This is a genomic window from Pseudomonas entomophila (assembly GCF_018417595.1).
Lineage (GTDB): Bacteria > Pseudomonadota > Gammaproteobacteria > Pseudomonadales > Pseudomonadaceae > Aquipseudomonas > Aquipseudomonas entomophila_C.
In genome coordinates this window covers 4474496-4487949 of sequence record NZ_CP070982.1, presented here as the reverse complement: position 1 = coordinate 4487949, position 13454 = coordinate 4474496, and the positions used below count along the sequence as shown (strand labels likewise).

Genomic DNA, 13454 nt, shown 5'->3' with positions numbered 1-13454 from the left:
TATGCGTATGTGCCGTCGTGCTTTGACCGTCCTCGCACTCAGCCTGCCCTTCTCGGCGTGGGCTGCAGTTCCCGTAGTAGATGACAACGCGGGTGGCTATCCACCTGCGGGTTATGGCACGAGCGGCGCCTATGCCGGAGCAGGGGCTTCGGCCCCTGCTTCTGCAAACGGCCAGCTGTTCATGCAGCTGCAACAGATGCAGGACCAACTTTCCCGCCAGCAAGGCATCATCGAAGAGCTGCAAAACGATGTGTCGCGCATGAAGCAGGAAAACCTCGAGCGCTACCAGGATCTCGACCGCCGCATCGGCAGCGGTGCCGCACCTGCCGCGACTCCTGACAATTCTTCCACCGGTGGGGCCGTCAACGCCGCCACGGGTGCCGCCGCCGGCGCAAGCGCCGCGCAGCCACCGGCCGCCAGTGGCGAGCCGGGCGATCCGGCGAAAGAGAAGCTGTTCTACGAAGCTGCTTTCGACCTGATCAAGCAGAAGGACTTCGACAAGGCCAGCCAGGCCTTCGCTGCCTTCCTGCGCAAGTACCCCAACAGCCAGTACGCCGGCAACGCCCAGTACTGGCTCGGCGAAGTCAACCTCGCCAAGGGCGACCTGCAGGGCGCCGGCCAGGCCTTCGCCAAGGTCAGCCAGCTGTATCCGCAGCACAGCAAGGTGCCGGACTCGCTTTACAAGCTGGCCGACGTCGAGCGCCGCATGGGCCACACCGACAAGGTCAAGGGCATCCTGCAACAGGTCATCACCCAGTACCCCGGCACCTCCGCCGCGCAACTGGCGCAACGCGACCTGCAAAAGCTCTGAGCAATACGTATCGAAAGAAACCCGCGCCTGTCGCGGGTTTTTTCGTTAGAATCCGTACCCCATTTTTTGTAAACACGCTGCCGCGGATAACGCCATGTCGAGTCCGCGACAGTGCCTGACGGAGGCGGACAGCCTGTTCAGCTGTCACGCCCGTGGCGATCATGCAAGACACATTACGCATCACCGAAGTCTTTTACTCGTTGCAGGGTGAAACGCGAACGGCTGGGCTGCCCACGGTATTCGTGCGCCTCACCGGTTGCCCCCTGCGTTGTCAGTACTGCGACAGCGCCTACGCCTTCAGTGGCGGCACTGTGCGTACCCTCGATTCGATTCTCGAGCAGGTGGCCGGCTTCAAGCCACGCTACGTCTGTGTCACCGGGGGCGAGCCGCTGGCCCAGCCCAACGCCTTGCCACTGTTGCAGCGCTTGTGCGATGCGGGCTACGAGGTGTCGCTGGAAACCAGTGGCGCCCTCGACATCGCCGGCACCGATACCCGGGTAAGCCGCGTGGTCGACCTCAAGACCCCTGGTTCCGAGGAGTCGCACCGTAACCGCTACGAGAACATCGAACTGCTGACCCGCAACGATCAGGTCAAGTTCGTCATCTGTTCCCGTGAGGACTACGACTGGGCGGTCTCCAAGCTGATTCAGTTCAACCTGGCCGAGCGGGCGGGCGAAGTGCTGTTTTCGCCCAGCCATCATCAGGTGAGCGCCACCGACCTGGCCGACTGGATCGTCGCCGACAACCTGCCCGTGCGTTTCCAGATGCAGCTGCACAAGCTGTTGTGGAACGACGAACCCGGACGCTGAGAGAAAAGACATGACTGAAAAACGCGCGGTAATCCTGCTTTCCGGTGGCCTGGACTCGGCCACCGTGGTGGCTTTGGCCAAGGCCGAAGGCTATGCCTGCTACACCATGAGCTTCGACTACGGCCAGCGGCATCGTGCCGAGCTCGATGCCGCGGCCCGGGTCGCCCGCGACCTGGGTGTTGTCGAGCACAAGGTGATCGGCCTGAACCTCAACGGCATTGGTGGCTCGGCCCTGACCGACAGCAGCATCGATGTGCCTGAGGCGCCGGGTGAGGGCATTCCGGTGACTTACGTGCCAGCGCGCAATACCGTGTTTCTTTCGCTGGCGTTGGGCTGGGCGGAAGTGCTCGAAGCCCGCGACATCTTCATCGGCGTGAATGCGGTCGACTACTCCGGCTACCCGGACTGCCGCCCTGAGTTCGTCGAAGCCTTCGAGCGCATGGCCAACCTGGCCACCAAGGCGGGTGTCGAAGGGCAGGGCTTTCGTATCCAGGCGCCCTTGCAGAACTTGAGCAAGGCCCAGATCGTCCAGGCTGGCATCGCCCAGGGCGTGGACTATAGCCTCACCGTGTCCTGCTACCAGGCCGATGACGAGGGACGTGCCTGTGGCAAGTGCGACAGCTGCCGCCTGCGTGCCGATGGCTTCAAGGCTGCCGGTGTAGAGGACCCGACCCGGTATTTTTGAAAAATTTCGGATGGGGTGTTGATTTCCTCTGAGAAATCAGTAATATACGCGCCATCCAACGGGTCGTTAGCTCAGTTGGTAGAGCAGTTGGCTTTTAACCAATTGGTCGTAGGTTCGAATCCTACACGACCCACCATATGCAGTATGAAAAACCCCGCTTCCAGCAATGGAGCGGGGTTTTTCGTTTTCACCGCCCAGCCCGCCCAAGGCTGTCGAGCCTCTGGCGATGGCGTTTCAGGCGAGTGTACGGCGGCCGCCAGTCACTGCGCGCACAGCTGGAACTCCTTGAAGTTGTATGAGCCGCCCGAGCCCCAGCTGACATGCAGGATGTCGCCCTGGCCATAGTTCACGACGTCGGCGCCGACATGGTAGCCAAAGGCCTCGACCGAGAAGCCGCCGCTGACCTGGTCCAGTTCGTCGCTGCTGAGGGTGCGGAGGGTTTCCTGTTCGGTGTTCATTGAGAGCTTCCTCTTTCTCGTTGGTGTTGTTCCGTCTGATACACGCCCTGTGGTCCAGGGCATGGCGAAATACTTCCCGCCCCGCCTGTTTCCGGCAATAGCACGGGTGACCTAATGTCGCGATGCCACTGTCGTGGTGCCCTCCAGCCGATCTCCATGAACTTCGCGCAATAGTCCACCTGTACTAGTGCCGACGGGTTTATGCCTGTTTAGGCTGGCGGTACAGGTTTGCCGGAATCGTGGTCAGGGAATGCTATTTCGAAAGGAAGCGCTGCACGCAGGCAGGGACAAGGAGCTGGGCAGTGTGGTGCTGGTTTCACCGCCGTCGTTGCGGCTGGCGGGCGCCGGCGCGGTGCTGTTCTGCATCCTGCTGGCGCTGTTCCTCGGCCTTGCCAGCTACACCCGGCGTGAGGCCGTCACGGGTGTGCTGGTGCCTGAAGGGGGGCTGGTCAAGGTCTACGCACCTCAGACGGGCGTGGTCCAGGACCTGGCGGTCAGCGAGGGCCAGCAGGTCCAGGCGGGGGCGGCATTGCTGACCCTGGTCAGCGACACCCACAACGGCGATGCCGATGCGAACCAGGTCGCCATCAGCCGCCTGATCCAGCGCCGCAACAGCAGCCTGGCCGACGAAATCACCGAAACCAAGGTGCTGCATCAGCAGGAGCGCGAGGGCAAGCAGCGGCGCCTGGCGATGCTGCAGGGCGAGCAGGACAAGGTTGCCGCGCAGATTGCCCTGACCACTCAACGGCTGGCCCTGGCCCAGGGTATCGCCGAACGCTATGCGCAATTGCAGCGCCAGGACTTCGTTTCCCGCGATCTGCTGCAAGCCAAGCAGGATGCGGTGCTCGAAGTGCGCTTGCGGGCCGAGGAGCTGAACCGCTCGCTGTTGGCCCTGCGCAACGACAGCGCTGCCCTGCGCGCCGAGCTTGCCGAACTGCCCTTCAACCAGACAAAACAACTGGCGGACCTCGACCGCCGATTGCTGGAGAGCCAGAGCAGCCTGCTGGAAAGCGAGGTCAAGCGGCAGATCGTCATCACCGCGCCGGCCGCCGGGGAGGTGACCGCCATCGGCGTGGTCAACGGTGCCCGCGCCGACGTCAGCCGCCCCCTGTTCAGCCTGGTGCCTCGGAACAGCCAACTCTACGCCGAACTGTACGTGCCCAGTCGCTCGGCCGGTTTCGTGCGGCCCGGCCACGCGGTGATGCTGCGCTATCAGGCTTATCCCTACCAACATTTCGGCCTGGCCCGGGGGACCGTGGCCTCGGTGTCGCGCAGTGCGTTGCCCGCCGATGAAATCATGACTGTGGGCGCGGCTTCCGAAGCGTTGCGTGAGCAGGGGCCGTTGTACCGGGTGCGGGTCACCCTGGAGCGGCAGAGCCTGTTCGCCCGCGGGCGCGAAGAGCGCCTGCGTTCGGGGATGCAACTGGACGCCGACATCATGCTGGAAAACCTGCCGCTCTATGAATGGCTGCTCGAACCGCTGCGCGGCATAGGAAAACGACTGTGAGCATCGCCCAATCCTTGAATTTTGGCGTCGGCCGCAAGTTGCCGGTCATCCTCCAGGTCGAGGCGGCCGAATGCGGCCAGGCCTGCCTGGCGATGATCGCAGCCTTCCACGGGCAGGTTCACGACTTGCCGTCGCTGCGTCAGAAGCTGTCGCCCTCGATGAAGGGGGCGACCCTCAAGCAACTGATGACCATGGCGGCGCAGTTGGGCCTGGCCAGCCGGCCATTGCGCCTGGAGCTGGAGGCGCTGGAGCAGCTCAAGCTGCCCTGCATCCTGCACTGGAACTTCAACCACTTCGTGGTGCTCAAGGAAGTCGGTCCCCGTTGGGTGACACTGCATGACCCGGCGCGTGGCGTTTGCCGGCTGACCCGCCAGGCGGTGTCCGAGGCCTTTACCGGCGTCGCCCTCGAGCTGTGGCCACACGATGATTTCCAGCCCGGCGAGACGAAGACCCCGTTGCCGCTGCGGCGTTTGCTCGGCCGGGTGCAGGGTTTTGGCGGGGTGCTGGGGCATGTGCTGGCGTTGGGCGCGGCGCTGGAGGTGTGCATGATCCTCACGCCGTTCTTTCTGCAGACGGTGATCGACAAGGTGCTGGTCAGCGCCGACCGCGACCTGCTGGCGGTGCTGGCACTCGGTTTCGGCCTGTTGCTGGTGGCCCAGCAGGCCCTGTCGCTGGCGCGGTCCTGGGCGCTGATGTACCTCGGCACACTGCTGGGCAGCCAGTGGCAGATCAATGTGTTCAACCATCTGGTGCGTTTGCCGGTGGCTTACTTCGAGCGCCGCCACCTGGGCGATATCGTCTCGCGCTTCGGCTCGCTCAAGGCGATCCAGCGCACCCTGACCACGTCGTTCATCGAGGCCTTGCTCGACGGGGTGATGACGCTGGTCACCCTGGCCTTGATGTTCCTCTACAGCCCGCCGCTGGCCTTGATCGCTGTCGCTGCCATGCTGCTCTATGCGTTGGCGCGCTGGGCCTGGTTCGGTCCATTGCGGCGGGCCAGCGAGGAGGAGCTAGTGCGTGCCGCCCGGCAGCAGAGCTACTTCCTGGAAACCATGCGCGGGGTGCGCACGCTCAAGCTGTTCGCTCGCCAGGAGCAGCGCGCCACGGTCTGGGGCGGCCTGTTGGTGGACGAGATCAACGCGGGGCTGCGCCCGCAGAAATTGCAATTGTTGTATCGCGCGTTCAACGGTTTGCTGTTCGGCACAGTGACACTGCTGGTGATCTGGCTGGGTGCCAGGCAGGTGATCGAAGGCGTGTTCAGCGCCGGCATGTTGATCGCCTTCAATGCCTACAAGGACCAGTTCAATGGCCGGGTGGCGGGGCTGATCGACAAGCTGGTGGATGTGGTGATGTTGCGCCTGCATGGCGAGCGCCTGGCAGACATCGTGCTGCAGCAGGCCGAGGGGCGGGGAGGGCTGGTGGATGTGCCACCGGATGGCCCGGTGCCGCGGCTGGAAGTGCGTCAGTTGCGGTTTCGTTATTCGGACCATGAGCCCTGGGTGCTCGATGGTCTCTCGCTGACCGTCGAACCGGGCGAGTCGCTGGCCATTGTCGGGCCGTCCGGGTGCGGCAAGACCACCTTGCTCAATGTCATGCTTGGCGTCCTGCCACCGGTCGAGGGGCAGGTGCTGCTGGACGGTGAACCGGTGGATGCGAACAACCTCGACCGGCTGCGGAGTATCAGCGCCACAGTGCTGCAGGACGACGTGCTGTTCGCCGGCTCGATCGGCGACAACATCAGCTTCTTCGCCAGTGACGTCGACCAGGACTGGGTCGAGCAATGCGCCCGGCTGGCCGCGGTGCATGAGGATATCGTGCGCATGCCGATGGCCTACAACACCCTGGTCGGGGACATGGGCACGGTGCTGTCGGGTGGGCAGAAGCAACGCATCCTGCTGGCGCGTGCGCTCTATCGCAAGCCACGGTTGCTGTTTCTCGACGAAGCCACCAGTCACCTGGACATCCAGCGTGAGAACGCGGTCAACCAGGCCCTGCAAACGTTGAACATCACCCGGGTGATCGTTGCCCATCGACCAGACACCATACGTTCGGCCCAGCGCGTGGTGGTCTTGGTCAACGGTCGGTTGGCCGGCAATGGTCCTCGGCAAGACGCCGCGCCATGAGCCCGGGGCGTCGCTTGGCCGCAGTGCTGGCGCTGTCGAGCCTGCCGTGCCTGGCCGCCGGGGCGTCATTGCAGGCGTGCCCCGGGCCTTTGCGGTCGGGCGAGGCGCTGGGGCTGTCGCGGGCGGTGGCCATGGCCCTGTGCGCCGACCCTGAAATCGAGGCGGCGTGGCGCACGCAGCTGAGCAGCCAGGCCGGCATGGAGGCCGAGCAATCTGCCTACTGGCCGACGCTGCAGGGCGTCGCCAGCACTGGCAGGGCCAACCGCAAGACCCGTTACGAGGGCTTCTCCGACGCCAACTCGACACTGGATGCGCGTACCAGCAGCTATGGCGTGAACCTCAACTGGGTGCTGTACGACTTCGGCCTGCGCCAAGCCAAGGTGGAAAGTGCCCGGCAACTGCTCAATGCAGCGAGCAGCAGCCGGGTGGCGAAGATCCAGCAGGTGGTGCTCGACACCAGCAAGGCGTTCTATCAGGTGCAGGCCAATGGCGCGTTGCTCGAAGCGCGGCGCAGTATCGAGGCGCTGGCCGCCGACAGCCTCAAGGTGACGACCGCAAAGCACCAGGCTGGCGCGGGCGAGCAGGCTGACCGTTTGCAGGCGCAGACCACCTACGAACAGGCCAGGCTCGAACGGGTGCTGGCCGAGGGGGACCTGGCCACGGCCCAGGGGGTGCTTGCCAGTGCGCTCAGCCTTTCGCCGTCCACGCCGCTGCGACTCGAGGCCCTGAATGAGCCCGAGGGGCAGGAGGCGGCCTTCATGGCCGGCGTCGATGCCCTGATGGAGCAGGCCAGGCTCAACCATCCGTCCGTGGCGAAGGCACGCGCCGAATGGTCGTCGAGCCTGGCCAAGGCTGATGCGGAACGCGCCCAGGGGCGCCCGAAGATCGCCTTGTACAGCAGTTATCGGCACGACGATACGCCGGTGGAACAGGTGGCTTCGCGCCAGCAGATCGAGACCTGGACGGTGGGTCTGCAAGTCACCGTGCCCATTTTCGACGGTTTCCTCGCCCGACGCCGGACCCGCGCCGCTGAGTATGAAGCGGGTGCGCGCGAGCAAGACTTGCAGCAAGCCGAGCGCAGCATTGCCCTGAGTGTGTGGCGCAGCCGCCAGGCCCTGGAGGCGCGCACCCAGGCCCTGGCCATCAGTCGGCGCCTGGTCGACAGCGCCAGCCAGTCGTATCGGGTGGCACTGGGGCGCTACAAGGCCGGAGTCGGGAGCATCATCGAGCTGCTGAATGCGCAGAACGACCTGGCGAGCGCGCAACAGCGCCGGGTCAGTTCGGTGGTCGAATGGTATACCGCAAGGCTGCAGTTGGCGGCGGACCTGGGGCAACTGGGGCAGTGACGATCTTCCCCCGCAGGCCGGATGTCCGTGGGCGGCATTGCATATGCCGGCTTTGTCGTGTTCACTATCTGATCGCGTATAATCTCGTTGGCCCGGCGCAACACTGTCATGTTGCCCGTCGGGAGGCCATTCCACCGCGGCCAGAGGCGCCTCAGATCAATGACACATGGAAGCGAGCACCACCGCGAGACCCAGCCCCCGCTGATCTCCGTCGTGGCACCCTGCTACAACGCCGAGAAGTACCTGCAGGAAGCCCTGCAGAGTATCTTTGCCCAGGACTACCCGAACTTCGAAGTCATCATCGTCGATGATGGCTCGAGCGACCGCAGCGTGGAAATGCTGCGCGAGTTGCAGAAAACCTACAACTTCACGCTCCTCACCCAAGCCAACCAGGGCGTCAGCGGCGCACTCAACACCGGGCTTGCCCATGCCCGTGGCGTCTATGTGTCGACGCCGGACCTGGACGACATCATGCTGCCACACTCGCTCAGCGTGCGCGCCCGTTATCTGGACGAGCACCCGCAAGTTGGGTGCGTGGGTGCGCTGATCACCTACATGGACACGGAAGGCCGTGACATCAAGGTGCAGCAACGCAGCGAGATCAAGACCTTCAGTTTCGAGCAGATCCTGCGCGATGCCGTGGTGATCGGTGCACCGGCTTCGTTGTACCGCATGGAGGCGATGCGGGCGGCGAAATTCTATGACCCGTCGATCAAGGTCCAGGACTTCCAGATGACCCTGCGCATCGCGTCGCAGGGCTACGAAATCCACGAGCTTCCGGTATGTGTCACGCGTTATCGGCGCCACCCCAACAACCTGTCGCGAAAGTTCAAGGTGCTGCTCGAGGCCGACCTCAAGACCATCGCCCCGTATCGCGAGCACCCGGCCTACGCCTGGGGGCGTTCGGTGCTGGTCCACAAGGCCCTGAAGTACGCGGTGGTGTCGGACAAGGGCTACGCCTGGGAACTGCTGCGGGGCATTCCGCTGCGCCATTACAACAAGACTACATTCAGGCGTATCAAGCGCCTGTTGTTCCACCGTTGATGACTCTTTCCAACTTCGCCCCTGGATACCTTTCTTGAATCTCTGGCAGAAACTGATCAATCGCCGGGAGCGCAAGCGTCTGCGCGCCATGGACAAACTCGACCGGGCAGCGGAGAAGATCCGCTTGAGCTACCCCCGTGGCAGCGTGGGCGTTGGTAGCTATGGCACGCCGGTGGTCACCGAGTTCGGTGACGATGCGGTGCTGCGTATCGGCAACTACACCTCGATTGCCGCAGGGGTGCAGGTCTTGCTGGGCGGTGAGCATCGCACCGACTGGCTGACCACCTACCCGTTCCCGGCCATGATCGATGGCCTGGACGATATCAAGGACTATGCGCCGAGCAAGGGCGATGTGGTGATTGGCAGCGACTGCTGGATCTGCACCAATGCGATGATTCTCTCCGGGGTCACCATCGGCCATGGCGCGATCGTTGCCGCCGGTGCCATGGTCACGCGCGACGTACCGCCCTACGCGGTGGTGGGGGGCAACCCATGCAAGTTCATCCGCTGGCGCTTCGACGAGCCCGTGCGCCAAGCGCTGCTCGAGGCAGCCTGGTGGGACTGGCCGGTCGATGAGGTGAAGGCGGTGGCGCGGATGCTCAGCAGTGGCGACCTGGACGCCTTCCTCGACTATGCGGGCAAGCGCCAGGCAATCACCACGCCTTGATGGCAGGCATGGCGCCATCCTTGTAGGGGCCAGCCTTGCTGGCGAACACCGGCAAGGCCGGTGCCAGGCACCGCGTGGTCTGCTTCGTGCTCAGATCTTGCCCGGCTTGGGCGTGTCACTGCTGACTGTCTGCTGTTTGTCGGCCTTGCCGGTGGGCAACTTATCGAAGTCATGCAGGCCATTTTTCGCGTAAGGGTTGCCGATCCAGCGCGGTGTGGCGACGAACTGATCGCTGACCACGCTCTTGGTGGGCTCGTAAAGGTCGTAGCTGAGGCCGGCCAGGTCGGACAGCGTATGGATCAGGTGCGCGCTGCTGTAAGGGCGTGCGGCCGCCGCTTGCAGGTCGCGTGGGTGGCTGGCCTGCCAGCTCGGTGAGGTCCAGAGCAGGAACGGAATGGTGTACATCGGCCGGGTCGGATCGCCTTCGTTGCGGCCCAGGCGGTCGTGGTTGCCGGAGCTGTAGACGTCCTCGCCATGGTCGGACAGGTACAGCAGGAAGCCATTCGGGGTGCTCGCCGAATAGCGCTTGATCAGGTTCGACACCACGAAGTCGTTGTAGCGCACCGCGTTGTCGTAGAAGTTGTAGGTCTCCACCTGGTCGGGCGTCAGCGCCGCAGGCGCCCCCTGGTTGTCCTTGAAGTGCTCGTACTGCGCCGGGTAGCGGTAGCGGTAGTCCATGTGCGTGCCGAGCAAGTGGACAATGATGAGCTTCTTCGGCGCCGGGTCCTGCAAGGCCTTCTCAAAGGGGGGCAGCACCACGTCGTCGTACTGGCTGGCATTCTGGTTGCGCTGGTTGTTCAGGTACACCGGCTCGTCCGTCTGCTGGGAGAAGGTGGTGAGCATGGTGTTGCGCTTGGTCATGGTCTGTTGGTTGGTGATCCAGAAGGTCTTGTAGCCCGCCTGTTTCATCAGGTTGATCAGCGACGGGTCGGTGAGGAAGCGATCAGGGTGCTCCTCGTCGCCGAAGGTCAGGATCTGCTGCATCACCTCGATGGTGTAGGGGCGCGGCGAGACGACGTTGCGGAACACCGTCAGGCCCTTGTCGCTGGCGGCCAGGGCATCGAGGTTGGGCGTGGTGTCGCGGTTGTAGCCATACAGGTGCATGTGCTCGCGGGTGGTGGACTCGCCCAGTACCAGCACCAGGGTGCGCGGCGTGTCGCCGTTGCTGTCCTTGAGGCCTTGCAGCGGCGGCAGCGCGGCGTTCTGGTCAAGCAGTTCCTGCATGTTGTCCAGTTGCTGGCGGTACTGTCGGTAACCGACCACCAGTTGCCAAGGCACGGCAGGTTCCATGCGTTGTTCGACCTTTTCCCGGGCATCGGCGAACGAGCGTTCCTGGGTGACCATCTGTTTGTAGAAGGGGTAGACCAGGATCGCGGCCAGCAGTGCGACGACCAGCGGCAGGCGGGTGCTCAGGGGCAGGGTGACTGGGCGGATGCGTCGCCACAGCAACACGGCGACGACCGTGTAGAGCAGCAGCGCCAGGCACAGGGTGACACTGAAGTACTGGCTGAAGTATTCGCTGGCTTCAGCGGTGTTCGATTCGAACATCACGAAGATGACGCTCTGCGAAAACTCCTGGTGATAGATGCCGAAGTAGCTCAGGCCCACCAGCGACGAAGCCCACAGCACCAACCCGATCAGCGCGGACAGCGGGCGGGTCAGGCGCGGCAGCAGCAGAACCGGGGCGAGCCACAGGCTGCTGAGGATGAAAGCGTCGCGAAAGCCGGCGAAGCCGGTGGTGCCGCTGAACAGCAGCAGGGCCTGGGTCACGCCGGAGAAGTACCAGAAGAACAGCAGCAGCCAACCCAGGCCGGCCCAGTCCATGCGTTTGCGGGTGGAGGTAGAAGAAGTCGACACGTATGCCTCGATGAACCTGAAATTGCCGGATCCGGCGAGCGGCGGGTAAGGGGGGCGACGCTAATGCAGGCAACGTGAAAAGAACGTCAACGCGACATGAAAGTCTTGGAGGGGCGCCGACCCTGTAGGAGCGGCTTCAGCCGCGATGCAGGCGACGCGGCGTCTGGCACCCGCTGTGCGGGTGATCGCGGCTGAAGCCGCTCCTACAGGGGTGTACCATGGGTGTCGGCTTACACCCGGAACTGCTCCATCAGCGCCTGCTGCTGGTTGGCCAGGCGGTTCAAGGCCTGGCTGATCCGCGCCGACTCGTCGGCTTGCCCCGACAGCGACTCGGTCACATCGCGGATCCCGGCCACGTTGCGGTTCACCTCTTCGGCCACCGCGCTCTGCTCCTCGGCCGCTGAAGCAATCTGCAGGTTCATGTCGGTGATCACCGCCACCGCCTCGCCGATTCGCTGCAGGGCGGGCAGGGTCTGTTCCATCTGCGTGGCGCTGTCCTGGGCTTGGCGCTGGCCGCCGTGCATGGCCTCGACCACATCCCGGGTGCCCTGCTGCAGGCCTTCGATCACCTGGCGGATCTCTTCCACCGACACCTGGGTGCGCTGCGCCAGGTTGCGCACCTCGTCGGCGACCACGGCAAAACCACGCCCGGCCTCGCCGGCGCGGGCTGCCTCGATGGCGGCATTGAGGGCCAGCAGGTTGGTCTGCTCGGCGATGGCGCGGATCACCTCCAGCACCGAACCGATCTGCTCGCTGCGGCTTTCCAGTGCGCGTGCCTCCTGCATCGCGGTGTCCATGCCGTTGGCCAGCCGGCCAATGGCCTGGCGGTTGGCGTCGACCAGCGCCAGCCCTTCGCGGGCGGCCTGGTCGGCACCGCGGGCGGCCTGGGCGGCTTGCGAGGCATTGTGGGCAACGTCCTGGGCGGTGGCGCTCATCTCGTTGGCGGCGGTGGCCACCTGTTCGATCTCGCGGTGCTGTTGCTGCATGCCGGCGCTGGTCTGGCTGGCGATGACCGCCGATTGATCGGCGGTGCCGCGGGCTTCCTGCAGCGAGCCCTTGACCTGGGCGATCACCGGCTGGAGCTTGTCGAGGAAACGGTTGAACCAGCCGGTCAACTGGCCCAGTTCGTCGTCGCGGGCATAGTCCAGGCGGCGCGTCAGGTCGCCTTCGCCACTGGCGATATCCTTCAGCCGCGCAGCCACGGCGAGGATCGGCCGGGTCACGCCGCGGGCGGTCAGCCACACCAACAGCAGGCCCACGACCGCCGCGCCCAGGCCGATCAACAGGCTGCTGAGGTTGGCGCTCTGGTTGTGGGCGTCCAGGCGCTGGTTCAGGGCCACCGCCGGTGCCTGCAGTACCTGCTCGGGCAGCTCCAGCAGCACCTGCCAGGGCGCGGCGTCGGGAATCGGGGTGAACGGTCGGGCGACGCGCAGCAGGCCGTCGGCCACGGTCTGCTCCAGGGGCTTGGCCAGCTTGCTGGCATCACGGCTATTGCCGGCCAGCAACCCGGCAGGGCTGACGATGCTGACCTGGCCCTGGCCGTCGAACAGTTCCTTGCGGCCATCCAGGCTCAGTTGCTGCAAATTGTCCAGGCCAATGTCCAGGCCGACCACGCCGACCACCTTGCCGCCTTCGAGCAGTGGCAGGGCGATGCTGGTCATCAGCACCTGGCGGCCGTTGACCTCGTCGAAATACGGGTCGAGCACGCAAGCCTTGGCGCTCTGCTGCGGGCAGGTCAGCCAGCGATTGTAAGGGGAGCCGTTGGCGCCGACCGTGGTGTCGGCCAGCATCGACTCGGGCATGGCTTCCGCCTGCAGCGCGCCAGGGCTCGATTGTGACCAGTACAGCGAGAAGCGTCCGCTGTCGTTGCTGCCCTGGTCGGCCTGGGCGACGAAACGGTTGTCCTGGTGGTCCAGGGCATTGGGTTCGAAGACCAGATACAGGCCGGTCAGGTCAGGGTTGCCCGCCAGGGCGTTGCGGGCCTGGGCGGTCAGTGCCGCGCGCAAGTCGACGTCACCGCGTGCCTTGAGCACCTGTACCAGCCGGGCGAAGCCGTTGCCGTACTGGTAGGCATCCATGAAGTAGCGCTGGATGCGCAGGGCCTGGGTCTCGGCGTGGGCTTGCAGGCGCAGGCGCGCGCTGTGCTC

Annotated in this window: 11 protein-coding genes, 1 tRNA gene and 1 pseudogene; 9 read left to right on the top strand and 4 right to left on the bottom strand. The window is 64.6% G+C overall.

What is annotated here, in order from left to right; all coding sequences use genetic code 11:
• Position 1 precedes the first annotated feature (1 nt).
• The 4 genes from ybgF to JYG34_RS19460 all read left to right on the top strand — a co-directional run bounded on the left by ybgF (position 2) and on the right by JYG34_RS19460 (position 2441).
• Positions 2-811: a tol-pal system protein YbgF gene (ybgF, locus tag JYG34_RS19475; protein WP_213657924.1), complete on the top strand. Its 810-nt coding sequence runs from the start codon at positions 2-4 to the stop codon at positions 809-811.
• Between the two features lie 161 nt (positions 812-972).
• Positions 973-1620: a 7-carboxy-7-deazaguanine synthase QueE gene (queE, locus tag JYG34_RS19470; protein ID WP_213657923.1), complete on the top strand. Its 648-nt coding sequence runs from the start codon at positions 973-975 to the stop codon at positions 1618-1620.
• A gap of 10 nt (positions 1621-1630) precedes the next feature.
• Positions 1631-2305, top strand: a complete 675-nt coding sequence (queC, locus tag JYG34_RS19465) for a 7-cyano-7-deazaguanine synthase QueC (protein ID WP_213657922.1) — start codon at positions 1631-1633, stop codon at positions 2303-2305.
• A gap of 60 nt (positions 2306-2365) precedes the next feature.
• Positions 2366-2441: transfer RNA gene (locus JYG34_RS19460), tRNA-Lys, on the top strand.
• Positions 2442-2565: 124 nt separating this feature from the next.
• Here the strand turns inward: JYG34_RS19460 and JYG34_RS19455 are convergent.
• Positions 2566-2763, bottom strand: a complete 198-nt coding sequence (locus JYG34_RS19455) for a hypothetical protein (RefSeq protein WP_213657921.1) — start codon at positions 2761-2763, stop codon at positions 2566-2568.
• Between the two features lie 250 nt (positions 2764-3013).
• On the opposite strand from JYG34_RS19455, the gene JYG34_RS19450 reads away from it, so the two are divergent.
• The 5 genes from JYG34_RS19450 (at position 3014) to JYG34_RS19430 (ending at position 9450) form a co-directional block, all read left to right on the top strand.
• Positions 3014-4270: an HlyD family secretion protein gene (locus JYG34_RS19450; protein ID WP_213657920.1), complete on the top strand. Its 1257-nt coding sequence runs from the start codon at positions 3014-3016 to the stop codon at positions 4268-4270.
• A complete protein-coding gene (locus JYG34_RS19445; protein WP_213657919.1) occupies positions 4267-6393 on the top strand; it encodes a peptidase domain-containing ABC transporter in 2127 nt (708 codons plus the stop codon). The genes JYG34_RS19450 and JYG34_RS19445 overlap by 4 nt, the downstream gene beginning before the upstream one ends.
• Positions 6390-7739 (top strand): TolC family protein, encoded by a 1350-nt coding sequence (locus JYG34_RS19440; protein WP_213657918.1) that lies wholly within the window; start codon positions 6390-6392, stop codon positions 7737-7739. The genes JYG34_RS19445 and JYG34_RS19440 overlap by 4 nt, the downstream gene beginning before the upstream one ends.
• 159 nt (positions 7740-7898) lie before the next feature.
• Entirely contained in the window at positions 7899-8783 is an 885-nt protein-coding gene (locus JYG34_RS19435) for a glycosyltransferase family 2 protein (protein WP_213657917.1), read from the top strand.
• A gap of 88 nt (positions 8784-8871) precedes the next feature.
• The gene (locus tag JYG34_RS19430; RefSeq protein ID WP_213661226.1) at positions 8872-9450 is read left to right on the top strand and encodes a CatB-related O-acetyltransferase; all 579 of its coding nucleotides are present in this window, start codon (positions 8872-8874) and stop codon (positions 9448-9450) included.
• A gap of 90 nt (positions 9451-9540) precedes the next feature.
• On the opposite strand, the gene JYG34_RS19425 is transcribed toward JYG34_RS19430, so the two are convergent.
• From JYG34_RS19425 to JYG34_RS26730, 3 genes and pseudogenes are all read right to left on the bottom strand, one after another.
• Complete coding sequence (locus JYG34_RS19425; RefSeq protein ID WP_213657916.1) at positions 9541-11307, bottom strand: phosphoethanolamine transferase CptA; 1767 nt, start codon at positions 11305-11307, stop codon at positions 9541-9543.
• 230 nt (positions 11308-11537) lie between these two features.
• Positions 11538-12293: a methyl-accepting chemotaxis protein gene (locus JYG34_RS26735; RefSeq protein ID WP_434011756.1), complete on the bottom strand. Its 756-nt coding sequence runs from the start codon at positions 12291-12293 to the stop codon at positions 11538-11540.
• A gap of 102 nt (positions 12294-12395) precedes the next feature.
• Positions 12396-13385 (bottom strand): annotated as a pseudogene (locus JYG34_RS26730) (PDC sensor domain-containing protein); the annotation flags it as partial.
• Positions 13386-13454 lie beyond the last annotated feature (69 nt).

What these genes read in the sequence shown, in the direction of transcription:
- ybgF (WP_213657924.1), top strand. Translation starts at nt 2, where the DNA reads ATGCGTATGTGCCGTCGTGCTTTGACCGTCCTCGCACTCAGCCTGCCC.
- queE (WP_213657923.1), top strand. Translation starts at nt 973, where the DNA reads ATGCAAGACACATTACGCATCACCGAAGTCTTTTACTCGTTGCAGGGT.
- queC (WP_213657922.1), top strand. Translation starts at nt 1,631, where the DNA reads ATGACTGAAAAACGCGCGGTAATCCTGCTTTCCGGTGGCCTGGACTCG.
- JYG34_RS19455 (WP_213657921.1), bottom strand. Translation starts at nt 2,763, where the DNA reads ATGAACACCGAACAGGAAACCCTCCGCACCCTCAGCAGCGACGAACTG.
- JYG34_RS19450 (WP_213657920.1), top strand. Translation starts at nt 3,014, where the DNA reads ATGCTATTTCGAAAGGAAGCGCTGCACGCAGGCAGGGACAAGGAGCTG.
- JYG34_RS19440 (WP_213657918.1), top strand. Translation starts at nt 6,390, where the DNA reads ATGAGCCCGGGGCGTCGCTTGGCCGCAGTGCTGGCGCTGTCGAGCCTG.
- JYG34_RS19435 (WP_213657917.1), top strand. Translation starts at nt 7,899, where the DNA reads ATGACACATGGAAGCGAGCACCACCGCGAGACCCAGCCCCCGCTGATC.
- JYG34_RS19430 (WP_213661226.1), top strand. Translation starts at nt 8,872, where the DNA reads ATGGACAAACTCGACCGGGCAGCGGAGAAGATCCGCTTGAGCTACCCC.
- JYG34_RS26735 (WP_434011756.1), bottom strand. Translation starts at nt 12,293, where the DNA reads ATGCAGCAACAGCACCGCGAGATCGAACAGGTGGCCACCGCCGCCAAC.